Consider the following 19,301-nt stretch of genomic DNA (forward strand, 5'->3'; position numbering starts at 1 on the left):
CGAAGCAACAAGGTAGCTGTATGTTTAGGATTTCAGGATTTCAGCCAGTTGAACCGTGACTATGGCGATAAGGAAAGCAAGGTCGTAATGAATACAGTCGGCAATATCTTTTCGGGACAGGTGGTAGGAGAGACAGCCAAGACCTTATCCGACCGCTTCGGCAAAGTTTTGCAGAAACGCCAGTCGATGACCATTAATAAGCAGGATAAATCCACTTCGATCAGTACCCAATTAGATAGCCTGATTCCTGCCAGTAAGATCAGTAATCTCACTCAGGGCTTGTTTGTGGGTGCAGTGTCCGATAACTTCGATGAACGGATTGAGCAGAAGATATTCCATGCCGAGATTGTAGTGGACAATGAAAAAGTAGCTGCCGAGGTGAAAGCGTATCAACCGATTCCCATTCTTACCGACTTTATAGATGAAAATGCGATGAACGATCAGATTGAAGAGAACTACAGGCAGATAAAACTCGATACACAACAAATTGTGATAGATGAGATGATACGGATTAAAGGAGATCCGTTATTGAAACATCTGATTAAGGACTGTTAAAGAATAGAAAATAATAGTTTTCTTAGAGTCTGTTTAAATTTATCTCATTCAAATTTTTAGGATTATTTTCAGGCTAATTTATTCATTTGAGAAGCGATAATAGCGAGCTATTAGAGCTGAGCAAAGGGGTAAATTAGACAAAAAGAGACTAAAAATGAATGAAGAAACACAAATAATAGCTCTTAAGAAAATATTCGTGAAAAATTTAAACAGACTCTTAAAATGTCAGATATATTCTGAAGTGTTATTTATCCGGATACTCTCTCCCTACTGACTTTGTAAGTTAGGAGAGAAACGAATTTATTTAAAGAAAGGAATAGCCCCCAAGGCAATCGATATCAGTCCTAATCCGGCTCCAATATAAAAAGCCAGCCATGCTATATTAAAAGAGATTTTTGCATTGTCAAATCCAAACTCATTATGAGCTTTCTCTTCAATATATTTAATGTTTGCCAGTGCATTTTCTATATTAAAAGCAATTTTGGATAATTGGGATTCTTCTTCCGAATCATTTCCTAAACCGGATTTACATAAGGTATTGTACTTTGACTTATTTAAGGAATTATAATAAAGTTCTTCGCCTCTAACTTTACAGCAGAAATCACTAAAAGCTTCATGCGAATCTGTAGCTAGTTTATATCTTTTATTTGATTCTTTTTTTCTGGAAAGTAATCCTGCATAAGCATTCTGTATTTGACTTAAATAAGCTACGAATTTCTTTTCGTAATTTCTTAAATAATGAATTAAGGCTTCATTATTTAAAGCTTTAATGTCTGGTCTTATCTTATTTGTATATGCAGCAAGGTGCGTATCTTCATCTTCTCCATGATGTTCATGGGTATGATAGAATTCCTTGACTATATGATAAATTGCAAAAGGAAAATCGTCCCCAATAAGAGCTCGGTTTTCCTTTTTATCTTCAATATCATATTCATAAAGAAAAAGACCATTATTGCTATAATCTATTCTTTTAAGCAGAATCGAATGGGAATCTGGAGAGTCTGATTTGATAATTATATTTTCGTCTTGATCTAAATCAACAGATATGTTGTGTGGTATATTGTCAATATCTGAAATATTAACATTCTTTATTATTGTAACATCGGGCTTACGCAAAGGTTTTTTATGGAATACTGTTGGTATCCATAAAACGCAGTAGTATTTCATAAATGAATCAGAATCTTAAAACATAATGACAGAAGTAGCCTTTTATTTTTTGGACAAGAGTAGGCTCTCCATAAATTGATTTAAAAAATGAATTCGCAGATGGTACTGCTTTCCATGTTGCTTGTGTATCGGCGGTTATACCTCTTTTGATAAAACCAACCAATTCAAATTCACGAACAACATCAGATCCTAATTCATTGATAAGAGTATCTATTGAGCCACTTTTCCGATTGCAGATATACCCCAATGCTTCCTGTTGATTCTTTTTGTTTTTTTCTGACATGACTTTAGTATTGTTTCCCTCAAATAAAGCGTAGACTTAATAATTAGGAATATTACTATTATTAAAACCGATTGAACTTCATGTACTCAATTTGTCGTACTAATTGATTCTATATCACAAATATAAGAAATAATCTGACAACTTGTATTTTTATAGTTAAATTTAGTTAATATAAACGATAGATTATCCAATGTATTGAAATGCAATAGATAGATAAAGGTAGAATTATTTATTGGTATTAAAATACCTTTTTTTAGTTTAGAATGAATTTAAATTAGTTTGATCATGAATTTATATTTCATACTTCTTTGCACAGTGTAAGGTCTATCTTTGTTGTACATCTGAATAACAACAAAGGGAGTACAACTCCTATACACTCCCTTTGTCGTTTTATATTGACTATAATCTATTATATTACATTCAGCCAAGCATCCTTACCCGTGTTACCGATACCACAACCGCCCAGTCAAGCACTTCCTCATAAGGCATATCATACGGCATAAACCCTTCCTTCTCATTATAGGAAACACAGGTAATATACCCCTCTTGCGACGACGGAATTACTTTTTGGATAATACAGCCTTGCAAGGTTATCAGCACATATATTTCTCCCCAACGCAGGTGTGAGCGGCTTTGCCTAAGTTTACAGGCGATAATATCCCCGTTATAAATACTTAAGTCGGGATGATCAGGGTCGATCATGTTACGTCCGGCTTGTCGGAACGAAAAATCATAATCACGTATAAAAGGCAAAGCTATCTTATCCTTTTTAAAAGCATTGAGAGCCAGAGCAAAACCATTCTTAGTCAGCGGCACAGCCTGCAAAGTATCAAAAAACGGAAGAACTTCCAATGGCTTTATTTGGTAAGAGGGGTTATCTTCAGCGACTACAGATAGCGGGTTACTGATGGGTTTATCATATAATTTATACATCGAACCCTTTCCCGTAACAAACCATTCTGCGTTGATAATCTTTACCGAACTGATAATCTTATCCGCCACCTCAAAAGAAGGGCTGCTCTGCCGTTTGCCCACAATATGGGCAATTACCGAAGGAGACACACCTACGGCAGTCGAGAAAGCCCTGTCATTGCCTTCAAACAATTCCTCTATTATTCTTTTTATACGCTGATTTATAGACATTCTAAAAAAACTTAGGAGTACACGAAAAATAATTGCATATTTATTTGCATTCATTTACAACTGTAACTACATTTGCAAATGTAAATAATTATATAATCTTGTAAAGGTAACTGTTTTTTTTTGAGTCTGTTTAAAATTTACTCATTCAAATTATCAGGGCTAATTTCAGGCTATTTTTTCATTTATGAAACAATAATAGCGGGCTGTTAGAGTCGGGCAAAGGGAAAAATTAGACAAAAAAGATGGAAGAAACGCAGAAAAGAGCTCTGAAGAAAGTATTCGCGAAAATTTTTAACAGACTCAGAGTTGCGGAAAACATTAAAAATATTAAAAAAATGATATATATTTGTCAACATTTTATTAGGAAGAACATTATGTTCACAAAAGTCTCGCAACGAAAACTGTCAATTTTCAAAACCATCGGGACAACAGATTTAAAATTCATTCTATACATAAAAGTATGGCGTGGAGTTACCTGTTTTGATGGTTAGGTATGACAGTGCCTCGTTACGGAACAGTGTGGCTTCCACGCTTTTTTGATTCCGGGGTAACAAATCGTTATGACTGTAGGTTATTATTGCTTCAGTGTAAAATACATACAAATAACCAACAGGAAAGAAACCCTATATTCTAATTGTACAAAAGAGTAATTATTGCCTGCTATTATGGAACATGTTAAACAAATAATCTTATGAAACAGTCTATCAGAGATGAAATAGTACTAATCGAAGCATTACATCGGGGAAGCCAGAGATCCTTCGAACAGCTTTACGCTAACTATACTGATTTTGTTTATAAAAGTATTGACCGGATTATTCGTTCCAAAGATGATGCATACGAACTGACAAACGATATCTTTATGAAAGTCTGGCATAACCGGGATAAGATCGACAGTAGTCAGCCCATGAAAAATTATCTCCTTTTGCTGGCACAACGTGAAGCGTATAATTTTCTGAATAGTAAATCCGCAGGAAAAACCAATGCCAATATTCGTATGGATGATTATCTGACCGAGCTTTCGGAATTTATCGACTTGACGGATAGCGAAAATACCCTGTATGCAAAAGAACTGGCTATGACCATCCGCTTAGTCGTAGACCGTATGCCTGCACAACGAAGAATTATTTTCGAACAAAGCCGGTATGAAGGGCTGTCAAATATGCAAATAGCTCTCAATATGGACTTAAGCATTAAGACAATTGAAACGCATATCAGTGCCGCTCTAAGGGATCTCAAAAGAGTTGTCCTTGCATTTTGCATTCTATACAGCTCGGCTCATTTCTTAAAAGCAGCCAGTGATATAAGGGACTTTAATAATCAACCGTCAATAAATATTATTCAGGCTTTTGAAGGGAAAGAAGAGGAAAAACCATCCTGATTATGTTAAATAAATGTTAAATAAAGATTTTAACTAAGGGTTAAGCCAAAAAATCTTGTGAGTATATGTAGAGGGTAATTCTTCGAACAACGAAAAATAAAAAGAGTTTACAAAAAAGGATTCAATACGACAAATAAATGCAACTAAGAAAAAAGCAAGTACTGACAACTACTTTTTCGGAAATCAGATCGTTTTCCGTAACAAGCTTTATTGCATTTAATAAATTCATTGCTGGTTACTCAACACGCACACTAACACTATAAATAAAGTACCGGGTAAAATGAAAAAAGAACAAACAGACATACTAAGGAACAGCCCGGGTTATAAAATAATCTATAACCTGCTTAAAGAATATATGGATTATCCGCATTCCGTTGAATTGGAAGCTCAGATTCAAAACTGGCTCATTAATGACGAGCACCACGAAGTAAAAAATTTGGCGTTGAATGACCTTCTTCTGGAAATAGAATTTACGAAAAAAAACGTGAGTGAATTAAACGGTAAGCAGAAAGAAAATCTGGAATTACTTAAACGAAACCTAAACTTTGAATCGAATAAGGAAGATTATCTGGAATTACTCATTCAGGAACAAGGCACTAAGAGAACAAAGCGAATCCGTTTACGCAATTATTTGTTCAGGGCGGCTGCTGTTTTATTACCGATCATTGCATTTGCAGGTTGGTACTTAAGCATACAAAATAATCTCGATTCCGTAACCCTTGCTCAGACCGAACAAATCGAGCAGGTAGGATCTCTTGAGATCTCCACTCCTAAGGGGCAGTTCAAGGAGCAGGAACTGTCCGATGGTAGCCATGTCGTACTCAATGCCGGTAGTAAGCTCACTTACAGCAATAACAAACAGGCTGGATCCCGCAAAGTAACACTGGTAGGAGAAGCCTATTTTTCGGTATCAAAAGTAGAAGAAAAGACTTTTGTCGTGCAGACAGAATATCTCAATGTAAAAGTATTGGGAACCAAATTCGACGTAAAAGCATATCCCGAAGAGAATAAAACAGTAGTAACGCTCAACGAAGGTAAAATAGAAGTAGAAACAATAAACAAGGAGATTTTCAATATCGAGCCCGGACAACAACTCGTGTACGACAAAAATACCGGAGAGGTAAAGATAAAATCCGTAGCCGCCGCCGAATCCTCTGCCTGGAAAGACGGACACCTGTATTTCGAAGATGCGACTATCAACGAGATTATCCGCGAACTGGAACGTACAGACGGAGTCAGCTTTGTCTTTGAGACTCCACTGCCCGACAAAGAACACTATTCGCTGAAATTTACAGGTAATGAAAGCCTGAACCAAAAGATGAGTGTCCTCAAAGACTTAATAGGTGGATTCTCGTATACAATAGAAAATAATAAAGTAATAATAGTACAGGATAAATAATCGAATTAAAAAAGAGACATAAAAAAAACCGGAGGACTAGACTTGAGACCCTTTCCACCCGGTTTTATATAGTCAATAATTAAAACATGGATTGTATTCATTAAAGATGATCCAATGTTTTAAAAACAAAATATTAACAATGCAAAGTTATAAAAAAAATCAAAATCCCCAAATTTTATGGAGCTGTAAAAGCGGCAGGATATTCCTGTGCTTGCTACTGCTTTCCTTATCGATAGTCACGGTATCTGCACAGAAACAGACTATTACATTTGAGGATACCAAGCTAACCATCGGTAAAGTCTTTCAAACAATTGAGCAACAGACAGACTTCAATATCGCCTACAACCGCAGTAAACTCAATGTTTCGAAAGAGATACAACTGAGCAAAAAAACAGCACCGCTCAACGAAATACTGCTTGAGTCGCTTGCAGGTACAGACCACACCTACAAGATAAACGGCAAACATATTGTCATCACCGCAAAAAGCGGAAAAGACAAACTCCTAACCCAGACCCTCAGAGGAACAGTGTTGGACGACGAAACAGGCAAGCCCGTTGCCTTGGCCGACGTAGCCGTAGCCGGAAAAACCGACCTGAAGACAAAAACCGATGAGCAAGGGCATTTTTCCATCGAAAATATTCCACTCGGTTCACAAACTGTCGCTATTACGGTCGATGGTTACAAATCCCGTGAACGGGGAGCAGAGCTTACCGCAAGCAAACCTGCCGATATGCAGATTATGCTCAAAGCAACAGAAGCAGCCGAACCCGCAACCCGCATCGAAGAAGCGATGCCGGTTACAACCGACAACGATGCCCAACAGGAAATCCCTGCGGACACCATCCGTCAGGAGATAATCCCTGTCATCCGAACAATAGAACCCGAAATGCTTCCGCTAAAAAAGCATCCCGTTTTTGCACAAAAAACCAATCTCCTATACTGGGCTACAACCACAATCAATTTTGGAGCAGAAGTGTACCTTGCCAAAAAATGGACAGCCGAAGCCTCAATAGGATACAACCCGTGGGAACTGTCGGGCAGAAGCTCCTTGCGTCACTGGCTCGTACAACCTGAGCTTCGTTACTGGACGTGCCAATCTTTCGAAGGACACTTCTTCGGCTTGCATGGGCTATACGGCAAATTCAATGTAGGAGATATACCGCTCATAAACGCACTCAAAGACTATACCTACAGAGGCAATATGTACGGAGCAGGATTATCCTACGGCTATCATTTCCCACTCAAAGGCAAATGGGGACTGGAACTCACATTAGGACTCGGATACGTGCACCTCGACTATGACAAATACTCCTGTAAGGACTGTCTCGAATTAGAAGGTAGCTACAAGCGAAACTATTGGGGGCCCACCAAAGCAGGTATATCACTCATCTACCTACTCGAATAAAAAGAACGACAACCCGTAACCCGTACCCGTAACTTGTAACTTGTAACTTGTAACTAATTTTAACATCCCTCTCGTGGGGTAAGGGGCATCCTAAATTAAAAAAGATATGATTTTGAATAAATTGAACATACATACAGTCGTTTTACTGGTGCTTTTCGCACTGCTTTCGGGCAATGTGCAGGCACAGCAAAAGGCACACATCAGCCTGAACAATCAGACTATTGCCAGACAAGGCGACAGCCTGCGGATTGCCCTGACTATACAGGCGAAAAACGTACAACTCAATAGCGACCAGTCGTTGCGTCTCGAACTCACACTCGAAGATGCCGACAAATGCCTTGTACTGCCCTGTATGATCTATACCGGCAACAGACGCTACAAATACGATCGCCGCAACGAACTGCTGGCAGGTAAACCCATGTTTGCGAAAGGATCGGTATACAAAACCATCCGACCGATTGATAAGAACACCGCCTATGTTGTCGATTATACCCTGACCATCCCTTACCAAACGTGGATGGATCACGCCTCTATCAATGCCGTACAACTCTTTCACGACTGTTGCAACGAATCGGCTATCGCCTCGCAGGTATTAGTGACAGATGTAAACATATCGCCACGCAAACCGATAGAACCGCCAAAAACCGTGTGGACACCCGACCCCAAGGTATATACCCAAATGGTCAGTTTCCTGACACCACCTGTCGAAGAAGTAAAGAACCGTGTAGCCACCGTATCGGCAAGGCTCAACTATCCCGTGAACGTTTACAAGGTATTGCCCGATTTCAAGAATAACCCTGTCGAACTGCAAAAAGTCGATTCGCTTATGCAGACGATCATCGGAACCGACATTATCACACTCGGAGCCATGCGTATCACCGGCTATGCCTCACCCGAAGGAACTTACAAATCGAACGAGCTATTGGCACAAAGACGCTCCAAAGGATTCGCCGATTATATAAAAACAAAATACCGACTGGGCAAGTTGCCTGTCCATACCGACTGGATAGCCGAAGACTGGGACGGACTCGTAGACCTCGTAAACGACCGTGAAATGTCGTACAAACAAGAAGTCCTCGATCTCATAGCCGGAACCGATATATTCGATGCACGAGAAAGGAAACTGATGATGATCGGTGGAGGAAACCCGTACAAAGAAATGAAAGCCGAACTGTTTCCACTACTACGCCGTATCGAACTGCGTGTCGATTACATTGTAGAGAAGCTATCCGACAGCCGTGCCAAAGAACTCTTGTACACACGCCCCGAATTACTTTCGTTGGACGAAATGTACCATGTGGCACTCTATTACGCTATTGGCAGCGAGCAGTACCGCGAAGTCTATGAAATTGCAGCGAAGCAATATCCCAACGACCTCATCGCCAACAACAATGCCGCAGCAGCACTCTTGCTGCAAGGCAACACAAAAGAAGCCGCTGCTTATCTCGACAAAATAAAGAATAACCCTCTGGGATTGATAAACAAAGGAGTAAGTGCCTATATACAGGGCGACTTCGAACAGGCGAAACACCTCTTCGAACAGGCGAAACTAAACGGATACAAAGAAGGAGACGTAAACCTATTTCTGATACAGCCCCACCTAGCCTCCCCCAAGGGGAGGAACTAGCAAGCCACGGTAACAGTCAACAGTTTTTCTACTCGTAACTTGTAACTGCCCACTAGGGCGAAGTAACTTGTAACTAAACAGCGTGTCTGCCCAAAATAAAAAAAGAACGATAAACAGGATAATGATTAAATATATACTAAATAGAAAGCCCCTCCCAACCTCCCCTAAAGGGAGGAGATTGGCAAGCCCTGATAAGCAATCATCGTGGCTTTGCTCAAAGTCCCCCTTGGGGGGATTGAGGGGGCTGGGAGGCTGGGTAGGGCTGCTTTTGCTTCTCCTCTTTACCTCCTGCGACATAGACGGCGACATAGAAGTTTGCGAATACAACACCCGCATTATCTATCGTTACAACAGGGAAAATACAAGCACCGACAATATACTGCCGATGTATGTACAAACCCTCGATGAATACATCTTCGATGAGCAGGGAGTACTGGTAATGATAAACCGCCTGCCCGGCACATCGTGTTTTGGCGAATACGTATCCGAAACCAACCTGCCCGAGGGCAAGTACTCGGTTATCACATGGGGTAACAAGGCGGAACCGAGCAAGGTAAACAAAGAGCAGATAGGCGTAACCACCAAACAGGAAATGATGCTTTACCTCGACAATGCCCATACAGCCCTTAAAAGTGCAGCAGCCGTACAAAGCAACGCCGAACGCCTCTATTACGGATACCGTACATTCACCATCGAAAAATACGGAGTAAGCAAGATAAATGTAGATATGACCCACGCACACTGCGTACTGAATATAACCGTAAAGTGGAAAAATGCAGCCGAAGCACCCGAAAATACAGGCGATTTTCACCTTATGCTCAGGGATATTGCACCGCAGGAAGCATTTGTACCCGAATATACATTCCGTGGCAATACGCTGATGAACTACACACCCGATGTAGACACCTATCAAAAAAGCCCTGCCACCGTGCGGCACAACATACCGTTTGTAGATGCTCCCTGTAGCTATATGCTCGACCACCGCACCGTTGCGACGATGAGTTACGAACAGGTGCTCAACGGCGAGTTTATCACCTACCGTCACCGTGACCTTTCGCAACCCTTGCTCAGCCTCTATGCAGGAAGCAACCGGCTGATGAAAGAGATAGACCTCCAACGCTTCTTTCAGGATATGGGCATACAACTCGATACTAACCTTCGCCAAGAATTCGCAATAGAAATAGTGATTGACGGCGATAAGGTTATGGTAGGATTGGTAAATATTGACGACTGGGAAGAGGGAGGCATCTTGTAGAGGCAGTCAACAGATAACAGATAACAACAGGTAGCAGTAGGGGCAGCGGCTCTGCCCTGCCCAAAACAAAAATGATTTTATTAACTAAATAACTAAACGTGAATCGAATTAAAAAACAAACAACTAAACAAGTATTAAGCAACAATTTTAAAACAAAAAAAATGAAGAAGTATTTTAATTTTACACTACTGACATTCGCAATTCTACTATTCACAGGATGTAGCAGCGAAGAAGAGATCGCCGACAATGGCGGTGTCCCAAGCCTCAAAGGTACACTTACCTTTGTGCTGCCTATGGCTAAAGGAGCAACAACCTATGCTATAGCAACCACCAATGAGAACAAACTGGATATTCCCGGTATGAAAATTTACATGTTCAGCGATGCTGCCGATCCTGTATTGGAGAAAGTATATAGCGGTGCTGATATAGTAAGCGGATCGAATGGAACAAACGCAACTGCATCTATTACAGTTCCCGAAGGAGTAAGCGGTAACAAAACATTTTATTTCGCAGGCAACACCGCCACCGTACAAGGTACGGCAACCAACCAACTTGGTACAACTGCTGAGGGTATGTTATTATCGGTATTCTCTAAATTGATAACTGACAACCAACTTGCACCGGCTCATCTGTCGTCTGCCAACGGACTGTTACTTACAGGTAAAAGTGCAACTATCAACGTAGCAAGTACAGCAAGTGCTAATGTAAGCCTAAAACGCCGTGTAGCACGTTTCGATGTGGATAATACAACTTCTGCCTCGAACGTAACAATCAAAGAAATATTGATCTACAATGCTAACCTTGCAGGCTATGTCTTTGAAAACCCCACTCCTGACATTGCTGCAAATTTAACAAAAGGCGATTTAACTAAAATCACATATACAGGACAAACAAATGCCAATACAGGAATAACCGAGAGCGTATTCTACCTGTATCCTACCGTAGTAGGTTCAACTACAACAATCATACAGTTGGTAACTGATGTAAAAGGAACAGAAAAGATTTTTACAGTAAAAGCGGCAGATATTTTGCCAAACAAACGCTATTTTATTAAAGCAAAAGAGAATAACGGTATTGAGTTCGTATTGGAAGTGGCTGACTGGGAAAGTGCTGGTGATTTAGAAACAGAAGTACAAGGTGCTGTAGGTTTCTCTAACGTTGCGTCATCTGATCTTACGGGATGGAATGCAAATACTTATATGTTTGACGCTACCAACAATGGAACAACAATTACATTAGACGTAGCAACGCCAAGTTCAAAAGGGGCGGAATTTGAAATAGTAAATACGCTGGGAAGCTTTCCGGGCATAACAACAGAAACGACATCGACTCCTGCATTAACATATGCAGCTTCTTACAAACAGGGAGTGAAAATTACTATACCTAAATATGAAGGAACAGATGATTTGACTGTTGAAATTCGTATCAAGGACAAGGCAAATCCTAAATTGTATGCTACAGTAGTGGTGTATTCAGATAAAACGGGGACGTATTATCCGGGAACAACTCTTAAACCAGTTGTAGTGGCTGGTGTAACTTGGGCTCCGGTAAATGTGGGGGCAACAACTGATGATGCTACAGTATTGAATTTGGCTTCAACTGGTTATTATTATCAGTGGGGAAGAAATTCTTTTAAAGGAGCATCTTCAAATTTAACAAATACAATAGCTGGACCTTTAGGTTATGATGAAGCAAATAATTCAACTCAATTTATTTCACGAGCAGATAATATCAATGGTGACTGGTTAAAGAAAGATGATTCAAAATATACTGATAGAGCTAGCTTATGGACTACTGGAGCAACATCTCCATGTCCTGCTGGATGGTCAGTACCAACAGTTTCACAATTAGATTTATTGAATAAATCTGCACTTGTTTCTATTACAGGAAATACAGAAAAGAAACGCAATGAAATAAAAGATAAAACTACTAATGCCATAATTTATCTTCCTTTTGGTGGAGCAATTATGCCTAATGGAGGAGCTACATGGCTAGGTACAGGTGCTATGCTTTGGTCATCAACACCTGCGATAACTGCTTCAAAAACTAATGGTCAGATGTTACTTTCTGGTGGAGCAACACCTAAGATAATAGAAACTCCAGTTTCATACGGAGCTCCTATCCGTTGTGTAAAAAACTAATTTATACTTGTAATACACTATCATATCAAACAGGTGGGTGCTTTCCACTCACCTGTTTTTTTCAACAAATACAATAGGGTATTATTCGCCCTGCCGCAAGGCAAAAGTGATAAAAGGGTAGCCCCCGGGCGACTTTTTGAGCAAGCCACGATAGGCTATTAAAATAGGAAATAAAATGTACTGCAAGGTACTCAATATATAGCAGCCCCCTGAATCCCCCAAGGGGGACTTAAGAGCAAAGACAACAAATTAATTGAAGGAAAAAATGACAACAAAAAATAGAACCACATTAAGAGATACCCTCTTTCGTGGCATTGCCAAGTTCCTCCCTTTTGGGGAGGCTAGGTGGGGCTGGGTGTTATTACTGTTGCTCCTCGTCTCATGCAGCCACGATGACGATAATGCCGTTATTCCCCCTGCCGGGACAGCAAAAACCACGCAGTTGCAACTCTCTTTCGGTGGAGCATCTACATACACCACGCCTGCCACCGAGAACGAAAAGAAACTGGGATCTATCGCCATCTTTGTACAAGTAGGTACTAGTGAGACGTTCAGTTCGCACTTCACAACCAAAGATCAATTGATTAATAACATCTTCACAATCGATATACAAGCGGATAACCTGTCGGCAGCCGCTCAAATTATTGTAATAGCCAACTACAAAGAAAACGGCATATCAGACAGTCAGCTTTCGCTAACGCATACCCTTGACGACCTCCAAAGTTTCCAAACCCCTGCCATTGCCAACAATGGATCGATGCCGGGTTATCCACTAAACGAACGCCCCCTACTGATGTATTACACCCAGAGTTTCGAGAATCTGCAAACCTACATCGAAACCAATGGCAAAATAACCGTCAACCTCAAACGCATGGCTGCACGGGTGGATGTGATAGACAATACAGAAACAAATACCGGACTATTCGGGTTGTATTCGGCACAGGTAATCAATCCCAAATCGGCGACCTATCTTTTGCCCAACAATACAACAACGAATATAGCAGCAATAATGCCCCTCGTAGATTTTCTGCCCGTAACCACAGTTACCCCAACCGCAACCGACAAGAGAATAACGCTCTACACCTACGAATGTGGCGAAAGCCATTTGCCCACGGTACAGGTGGTTTACCAACTGATAAGCACAGGCGAAAAATTCATGAGAGATTTTCCAATCACAACTAAAGAGAGTGTCCCGGTCGCTTCCATCAAGCGTAACAGCTATTACGAAGTGTATTCCACACCACCCTCTGTTCTTATTCTTGATCCTGGAGATTGGGATGAGGAAGACGAAGAGTGGGTAGCAATTCCATAACATCCCTGAGCAGCGGCTCAGAACAACAAAGAAGAACAGATAGCAGATAATTGTTGACTGATAACTGATAACTGATAACTGTTGACTGTTGACTGATAACTGTTGACTGCTAACTGAAATAATATACAATGAGGCACTGTCAGCCTACCCTTTTTCATAAAAGGAGGCTTTGTCCTTCGGCTTCCTCTTTTACATTTTTTGTGGGAGCCGATTAGGAGAAGAATAGCAGCCCCCTGAATCCCCCAGTAGCCCCCTGAATCCCCCAAGGGGGACTTTGAGCAAAGCCACGATAATGAGTGTATAATAGAAAAGAAATATGACAACAAACGATAGTAATAAAAGAAAACAACAGCTACCTATATCGCCCAGTAGCCCCCTCAATCCCCCCAAGGGGGACTTAAGAGCAAAGCCACGAAAACAGGGCATCGCCAATCCCTCCCCCTCGGGGAGGCTAGGAGGGGCTCATTCTTCCCCTTCGGGGAGGTCAGGTGGGGCTGAGAGGCTAGGAGGGGCTGCTTACACCGATATAATAACAACCTATCTCAATAATAACAATATCCCTTTCTGCCGTCAGGGAGTGAATAAACCCCTCTGTATCCTGTTCGAAATAGGCACTGCCACTATCTATTGCCTTTTCGACATCACAGAAAAAATGATTATGAACTGGTCGCTACTCTCGTGGGCAGTACCCGAGTCACGAAAAGCCGCAATCACGAACCTGCTTACAGGCATAAATTCGGGTCTGAAAGACGGGATGTTCTGCGTGGATGAGCAGACAGGATGCGTTGCCTTTAGCCGCACCTATATGCCACCGCAGGACAAAGCCCCTGACCGTCAGTCGATCGAAAACTTTTGTCGCGACGTACTCGAGGCGATGCCCCTCTATCACGATAAGATATGGAATATCGCTTTCGGCAGTAAGAATATGCGCTACAAGGCAAACGTAGCAAGGTAAAGGTACGGATTAATTAAACTTATATAAAGAATGTGCCAGGTCAGTAGACTCGGCAGATGTGTAGTTTTGTAAAGTTTGTGTTAAAGGAGATTGGTGAGCAGTGATGCACGCCAGTCTTTACCCCACCTCCCCAATCGGGGAGGATATAGGGGTCACTAATACAGCCCCCTGAATCCCCCGAAGGAGGACTTAAGAGCAAAGACAACAAATTAATTGAAAGAAGTAAAGACAACAAAAGATAAAATAGTGACAACAATAAATAGATACACATTCATAAAGATCCTCTCTCGTGGCATCGCCAAGTTCCTCCCCTTTGGGGAGGCTAGGAGGGGCTACTCTCAAGGCTTTGCCAGGTTCCTCCCCTTTGGGGAGGTCGGGAGAGGTGCAGCTAAAGTAATAAAAAGGTCTGCGACCTTATATACGCAATTTCAGGTGACAGAATTGTGTAATTCTATATAATTTGTAATAAAAACAGGCGGTATCAAGGTAGTGATTATATGGATGCCTCCGATAGTCTCCCCAACCCTTTCTGTAGTCGTGAAAGGGAAGGGGAAAACTTAAGGTTGCAGACCTTTTTATTGCTTTGGCTGGGCATAATAACTAGAGATAGTTATTGCTGATAAAACATCGCATTAAATAGTTAGCATTAATTGAAGGAAAGTAAAGACAACAAAAGATAAAACAAATGACAACAATAAATAGATCTACATTCATAAAGATCCTCTCTCGTGGCATCGCCAAGTTCCTCCCTTTTGGGGAGGCTAGGTGGGGCTCCCTTTTGCTATTACTCTTACTCTTCTCCTGTACCAACGAAGTAGAGTTAGATCTGCCTGTTTCCCCCCGTAATGTCCTACTTGTCTATATGGGAGGCGATAATAATCTCTCGGACGAAACCGATCAGAAGATCGAAGCCATACGCTCAGGCTGGAAAGCATCGGACGGCGATAAGCTACTGATTTATCAGGATGCCGCAGGAACTGCACCGACCCTAACCGAAATTGTCAACCGCAACGGACAAAATACATTGAATATACTCAAAACCTACCCCGAAGAAAACTCCGCCGATCCCGAAGTTTTCGCCCGTGTGATTAGCGAAGTACACGGTTTATACCCCCTTTCGGGAGGCAGGAAGGCTAGTCTTTTAGTATTCTCCCATGCTTCCGGCTGGCTTCCCAAAGGAGCCTTACTAAGTCCCCGATCGACCACCCGATCCATTATCATAGACGGTAGCGATGAAATGAATCTCACCGATTTTGCCACTGCCATACCCGATAACACTTTCGACTACATCGTTTTCGAAGCCTGTTTTATGGCAGGGATCGAAGTCGCTTATGAACTCAAAGACAAAACCAATTATATACTGGCATCGAGTGCGGAGATTGTTTCGCCGGGGTTTACTGAAAGTTATCCGCAGACTATTAATAACCTGTTTGAAAATACGCCCAATCTGACACAATTTGCTCAATCCTCTTTCGATTACTTTAGTAATAATACAGGCTATGAACAATCGGCAACCTTTTCGATTATTAAGACCTCGGAGTTGGATAATCTGGCAGACTTTGTAAAAAATAACTGCGATTTTAATAAAGAAATTAGCCTAAACGACATACAACATTTCGACCGTTACAGTTACCGCTTGTTCTTCGATTTTGAGGATTATTATTCCAGCCTCTTGGAAAACGACACGCAGAAAACCGAACTATCGGCATTGATAGAAAAGGCGGTAATCTGGAAAGCGGCAACACCCTCTTTTATGATCGGATACAACGGCTTTATCATCAATAAACATTCGGGATTGACAAGCTATATCCCGCAGGAAAGGTTTGCGTATCTGAACAATGAATATCAAAAACTCAAATGGAGCGACTCTATAATCAACTAACATGGCATAACATGAAGAATCTATTCCGATTATTATTTGGTAAGCGAAAGCCCATTGTTTTAGAGTTAGAGCGTTATTTCCCCGAATCACATAAACGTTCGGGACAGCCGACCCACTTCGGCTCGAAGATACTATCGGGAGCCAAGTCGAAGATACATGCCCTGCGTCTGAATCACGACCAATGGAATCAGCTAAATGGCAATTCGGGTAAAGCACCCCTGCGTATTGTATATCGCAGCCTGCGTGATATGAAGATATCGACTACCCTGATTCACGAATGCAAAAAGATGGGGTTGCAACAGGCAGTAATACCGCATTGCGAAGAACATCTCATACTGGTAGACGGTAAAGAAATCCCTATCGAGGATTTTGTACGTCACGAAGGACTTTGTGAAGACGACTTCCGGGAGTGGTACAAAAACGATGGCGGCAAACAGGCGGTAGTGATTCACTTCACCGATTTCAGGTATTAGACTCAACATACTTCATTGATTAATTTCCTAACAGTTACTAAGAAAACAGATAAAAAACACGGCGATAAAAAAATGCCAATACGATGAAACGAATAACCGTATCTATACTCAAAAACACACTGCTATGGCTGGCGTTGCTGCCACCGGGAATTGTCAGTGCCCAGCAGAGCCTGCACCAAGAGGACTGCGGACAGATACATTTCCGTGTAAATCAGGCAACTATCGATAGCAGCTATTTGAGTAACAATGCTCAGATCGTACAGATGCGGCAACTATTCACTAAATTGCTGTCGGAACAAAATGTTACCGTCGACAGCATCTGCATTGCCTCTACGACCTCCCCCGAGGGCAGCCCCTCATTCAATACCTTACTGGCAAAAAGACGCATCGCTTTCTTAAAGCGGTTTATCATGGAGGAGTTCCCTGTTATAGACCCCTCACTGATACGCACCGCTACGGCTGTGGAACAATGGACGAGCCTTCGTGAGCTGGCAGCAGCCGATCCCGGTCTTCCCTTTCGTGAAGAGGTACTCGCCATTGTAAGTTCTACAGACAGCGATACCGAAAAAAGCCGCCGCCTCAAAGCACTCGACAACGGGCGTGTCTACATTTATATTGCCCGCTATATGCTTCCGCCTCTCAGAAGTATGAACCGCTGTAAGGTTTACTACCGCATCAATACCATACCCTCGGACACAGTTGCAGACAACGGTCTTGCACATACGCCACCTATCGAAAATATCGCCCCGAAAGATACACTCCCCGACAGGCATCCGGTCGAAGAATTTATGCCGTCGCCGCTTACCCTAAACACCGATCGTATGTTTCTGGTGAAATCAAACCTCGCCTACCTCTCAGCCGCTGTAGCCAATATAGGCATCGAATACCCGCTGGCAAAACACTGGTCGCTGGACTTACCCGTAATCTATAGCCCTTATACCATCTCCCGCAATTACAAGCTCAGGTTGCTTGCCTTTCAACCGGAAATCCGCTACTGGAAAGACCGGGCATTAAAAGGGCATTATCTGGGAATGCATCTGCATACCGCCTGGTTCAATGTGGCTACCGACAGTAAAAACCGCTATCAGGACAGGGACGGAAATACTCCTTTATGGGGGGCGGGACTTGCCTACGGATACAGCCTGCCGCTAAAAGGCAACTGGGGGATAGACTTTGGCATCGGTGCCGGCTATACCCGTATTGTTTATGATACATTCGTCAATGAACCGAACGGACAAAAATATGCCACCGATACCCGCAATTACTGGGGCATCACCCGTGTAGGCATCACCCTGACTTACCGCATAAACCTTAAAACCGGCGAGCAATGAAAACAACAGATACGCTTATCGCCTTTCTTATGGTATGCTGCCTGCTTGTCTTAGGAGGTTGCGACACGGTACACGAATTTCCCGATACGCTCCCCGCGGCAGAACAAACCGTAGAGATCCGGTTTTGCTTCAAAGACAAGGCTCCTTTGGACGAATACAAGACCATCAGTTACCGTCAATTGAAATCCACCGCTCAGGCGGAAAGCTACCAATCACGCTTTGTGGTTGAAGTCTATGATAACGGGCAGTGTCTGGTGCATAAGCAACTCTTTACCGATGTCGATTATGACGAGGGTATCTCCCTGCAACTGCGACTGGCTACAGGTAAGGATTACCGGATAGTGACATGGGTGGATAAGGTGGCTTCGGGCAGCAGTACCGATATGCACTACCAGACAGCTTCGCTCAATAGCATAGAATTGAATTGGGATTTCCATCAGGCTTGTGCCGATCACAAAGAGGCTTTTGCAGGCACGTTGGATGTAAGCCTTGGTACAGCTTCCGACGGAAAAGCGGTAGTGACACATACGGTCGATCTGTATCGCCCCCATGCTAAGTTCAGGATTGTCACCACCGATCTGGACGCATACAACCTGACGGGGCATAAACCACCCCAAAAAGTGAAGCTTATCTACTTGCAGGACTTACCGTCTTTATATCATTTCACATCTTCGTCTGTGACTACCAGCAGTTCGGAAGTCGAGGTATGGGGTACGGTCTGTGAGTTCACCGAAAATACGTGTACACTGGCTTTCGACTGGATATTTTGCCCCGGCAAGGGGATAACCCTTCCGGTGGTATTCGAGGTGTATGACGCAGACCAAAAACTCATTCTGCGTTCGCCTCAGATAGACATTCCACTGATGTGCAACAAGCTGACAACGGTCAGAGACCGCTTTCTGACGACCAGATTCAGTGACGGCATCGGTATAGACGACAATTTCGAAGGAGAAATTAGTATAGAATTATAAGTATTCATCATTAAATTTTAGGTG

Annotated in this window: 17 protein-coding genes; 14 read left to right on the plus strand and 3 right to left on the minus strand. The window is 42.2% G+C overall.

Annotated elements, in window-relative coordinates:
• On the plus strand, positions 1 to 555 hold a 555-nt coding region (locus CLV62_RS18560), incomplete at its 5' end, for a TraM recognition domain-containing protein (RefSeq protein ID WP_170120096.1).
• A 300-nt stretch (positions 556 to 855) separates the two neighbouring features.
• Here CLV62_RS18560 and CLV62_RS18565 read toward each other — a convergent pair.
• The 3 genes from CLV62_RS18565 to CLV62_RS18575 all read right to left on the minus strand — a co-directional run bounded on the left by CLV62_RS18565 (position 856) and on the right by CLV62_RS18575 (position 3,148).
• The gene (locus tag CLV62_RS18565) at positions 856 to 1,722 is read right to left on the minus strand and encodes a hypothetical protein (protein ID WP_110312278.1); all 867 of its coding nucleotides are present in this window, start codon (positions 1,720 to 1,722) and stop codon (positions 856 to 858) included.
• Positions 1,723 to 1,729: 7 nt separating this feature from the next.
• Positions 1,730 to 2,005: a hypothetical protein gene (locus CLV62_RS18570; RefSeq protein ID WP_110312279.1), complete on the minus strand. Its 276-nt coding sequence runs from the start codon at positions 2,003 to 2,005 to the stop codon at positions 1,730 to 1,732.
• Positions 2,006 to 2,425: 420 nt separating this feature from the next.
• Entirely contained in the window at positions 2,426 to 3,148 is a 723-nt protein-coding gene (locus CLV62_RS18575) for a hypothetical protein (RefSeq protein WP_146212787.1), read from the minus strand.
• Between the two features lie 691 nt (positions 3,149 to 3,839).
• Here CLV62_RS18575 and CLV62_RS18585 point away from each other — a divergent pair.
• The 13 genes from CLV62_RS18585 to CLV62_RS18640 all read left to right on the plus strand — a co-directional run bounded on the left by CLV62_RS18585 (position 3,840) and on the right by CLV62_RS18640 (position 19,277).
• Positions 3,840 to 4,526 carry an RNA polymerase sigma-70 factor gene (locus CLV62_RS18585; protein ID WP_110312282.1) on the plus strand — a complete coding sequence of 229 codons (687 nt, stop codon included), beginning with the start codon at positions 3,840 to 3,842 and terminating at the stop codon, positions 4,524 to 4,526.
• A 280-nt stretch (positions 4,527 to 4,806) separates the two neighbouring features.
• Positions 4,807 to 5,925: a FecR family protein gene (locus tag CLV62_RS18590; RefSeq protein WP_110312283.1), complete on the plus strand. Its 1,119-nt coding sequence runs from the start codon at positions 4,807 to 4,809 to the stop codon at positions 5,923 to 5,925.
• A gap of 139 nt (positions 5,926 to 6,064) precedes the next feature.
• Positions 6,065 to 7,330 carry a DUF3575 domain-containing protein gene (locus tag CLV62_RS18595; RefSeq protein ID WP_170120097.1) on the plus strand — a complete coding sequence of 422 codons (1,266 nt, stop codon included), beginning with the start codon at positions 6,065 to 6,067 and terminating at the stop codon, positions 7,328 to 7,330.
• A gap of 106 nt (positions 7,331 to 7,436) precedes the next feature.
• Complete coding sequence (locus CLV62_RS18600; RefSeq protein WP_110312285.1) at positions 7,437 to 8,957, plus strand: DUF3868 domain-containing protein; 1,521 nt, start codon at positions 7,437 to 7,439, stop codon at positions 8,955 to 8,957.
• 121 nt (positions 8,958 to 9,078) lie between these two features.
• Entirely contained in the window at positions 9,079 to 10,212 is a 1,134-nt protein-coding gene (locus CLV62_RS18605; protein ID WP_110312286.1) for a FimB/Mfa2 family fimbrial subunit, read from the plus strand.
• Between the two features lie 161 nt (positions 10,213 to 10,373).
• The gene (locus CLV62_RS18610; protein ID WP_110312287.1) at positions 10,374 to 12,353 is read left to right on the plus strand and encodes a hypothetical protein; all 1,980 of its coding nucleotides are present in this window, start codon (positions 10,374 to 10,376) and stop codon (positions 12,351 to 12,353) included.
• A gap of 367 nt (positions 12,354 to 12,720) precedes the next feature.
• Positions 12,721 to 13,665: a hypothetical protein gene (locus CLV62_RS18615; RefSeq protein WP_170120098.1), complete on the plus strand. Its 945-nt coding sequence runs from the start codon at positions 12,721 to 12,723 to the stop codon at positions 13,663 to 13,665.
• A gap of 316 nt (positions 13,666 to 13,981) precedes the next feature.
• Positions 13,982 to 14,620 (plus strand): type III secretion system chaperone family protein, encoded by a 639-nt coding sequence (locus tag CLV62_RS18620; RefSeq protein WP_110312289.1) that lies wholly within the window; start codon positions 13,982 to 13,984, stop codon positions 14,618 to 14,620.
• A 213-nt stretch (positions 14,621 to 14,833) separates the two neighbouring features.
• Positions 14,834 to 15,079, plus strand: a complete 246-nt coding sequence (locus CLV62_RS21585) for a hypothetical protein (protein WP_146212789.1) — start codon at positions 14,834 to 14,836, stop codon at positions 15,077 to 15,079.
• A gap of 226 nt (positions 15,080 to 15,305) precedes the next feature.
• Positions 15,306 to 16,502 carry a clostripain-related cysteine peptidase gene (locus CLV62_RS18625; RefSeq protein ID WP_110312290.1) on the plus strand — a complete coding sequence of 399 codons (1,197 nt, stop codon included), beginning with the start codon at positions 15,306 to 15,308 and terminating at the stop codon, positions 16,500 to 16,502.
• 11 nt (positions 16,503 to 16,513) lie between these two features.
• A complete protein-coding gene (locus CLV62_RS18630) occupies positions 16,514 to 16,975 on the plus strand; it encodes a hypothetical protein (RefSeq protein ID WP_110312291.1) in 462 nt (153 codons plus the stop codon).
• Between the two features lie 83 nt (positions 16,976 to 17,058).
• On the plus strand, positions 17,059 to 18,306 hold the full coding sequence (locus tag CLV62_RS18635) for a DUF3575 domain-containing protein (RefSeq protein ID WP_110312292.1): 1,248 nt from the start codon (positions 17,059 to 17,061) through the stop codon (positions 18,304 to 18,306).
• Positions 18,307 to 18,335: 29 nt separating this feature from the next.
• Positions 18,336 to 19,277: a DUF6562 domain-containing protein gene (locus tag CLV62_RS18640; protein ID WP_146212790.1), complete on the plus strand. Its 942-nt coding sequence runs from the start codon at positions 18,336 to 18,338 to the stop codon at positions 19,275 to 19,277.
• The last annotated feature ends 24 nt before the right edge of the window (positions 19,278 to 19,301 follow it).

Origin of the sequence: Indolivaga alginatilytica, assembly GCF_003201355.1 — a bacterium.
In the GTDB taxonomy this organism is placed as follows: domain Bacteria; phylum Bacteroidota; class Bacteroidia; order Bacteroidales; family Dysgonomonadaceae; genus Dysgonomonas_A; species Dysgonomonas_A alginatilytica.

What these genes read in the sequence shown, in the direction of transcription:
- CLV62_RS18565 (WP_110312278.1), bottom strand. Translation starts at nt 1,722, where the DNA reads ATGAAATACTACTGCGTTTTATGGATACCAACAGTATTCCATAAAAAA.
- CLV62_RS18570 (WP_110312279.1), bottom strand. Translation starts at nt 2,005, where the DNA reads ATGTCAGAAAAAAACAAAAAGAATCAACAGGAAGCATTGGGGTATATC.
- CLV62_RS18575 (WP_146212787.1), bottom strand. Translation starts at nt 3,148, where the DNA reads ATGTCTATAAATCAGCGTATAAAAAGAATAATAGAGGAATTGTTTGAA.
- CLV62_RS18585 (WP_110312282.1), top strand. Translation starts at nt 3,840, where the DNA reads ATGAAACAGTCTATCAGAGATGAAATAGTACTAATCGAAGCATTACAT.
- CLV62_RS18590 (WP_110312283.1), top strand. Translation starts at nt 4,807, where the DNA reads ATGAAAAAAGAACAAACAGACATACTAAGGAACAGCCCGGGTTATAAA.
- CLV62_RS18595 (WP_170120097.1), top strand. Translation starts at nt 6,065, where the DNA reads ATGCAAAGTTATAAAAAAAATCAAAATCCCCAAATTTTATGGAGCTGT.
- CLV62_RS18600 (WP_110312285.1), top strand. Translation starts at nt 7,437, where the DNA reads ATGATTTTGAATAAATTGAACATACATACAGTCGTTTTACTGGTGCTT.
- CLV62_RS18605 (WP_110312286.1), top strand. Translation starts at nt 9,079, where the DNA reads ATGATTAAATATATACTAAATAGAAAGCCCCTCCCAACCTCCCCTAAA.
- CLV62_RS18610 (WP_110312287.1), top strand. Translation starts at nt 10,374, where the DNA reads ATGAAGAAGTATTTTAATTTTACACTACTGACATTCGCAATTCTACTA.
- CLV62_RS18620 (WP_110312289.1), top strand. Translation starts at nt 13,982, where the DNA reads ATGACAACAAACGATAGTAATAAAAGAAAACAACAGCTACCTATATCG.
- CLV62_RS18625 (WP_110312290.1), top strand. Translation starts at nt 15,306, where the DNA reads ATGACAACAATAAATAGATCTACATTCATAAAGATCCTCTCTCGTGGC.
- CLV62_RS18630 (WP_110312291.1), top strand. Translation starts at nt 16,514, where the DNA reads ATGAAGAATCTATTCCGATTATTATTTGGTAAGCGAAAGCCCATTGTT.
- CLV62_RS18635 (WP_110312292.1), top strand. Translation starts at nt 17,059, where the DNA reads ATGAAACGAATAACCGTATCTATACTCAAAAACACACTGCTATGGCTG.
- CLV62_RS18640 (WP_146212790.1), top strand. Translation starts at nt 18,336, where the DNA reads ATGGTATGCTGCCTGCTTGTCTTAGGAGGTTGCGACACGGTACACGAA.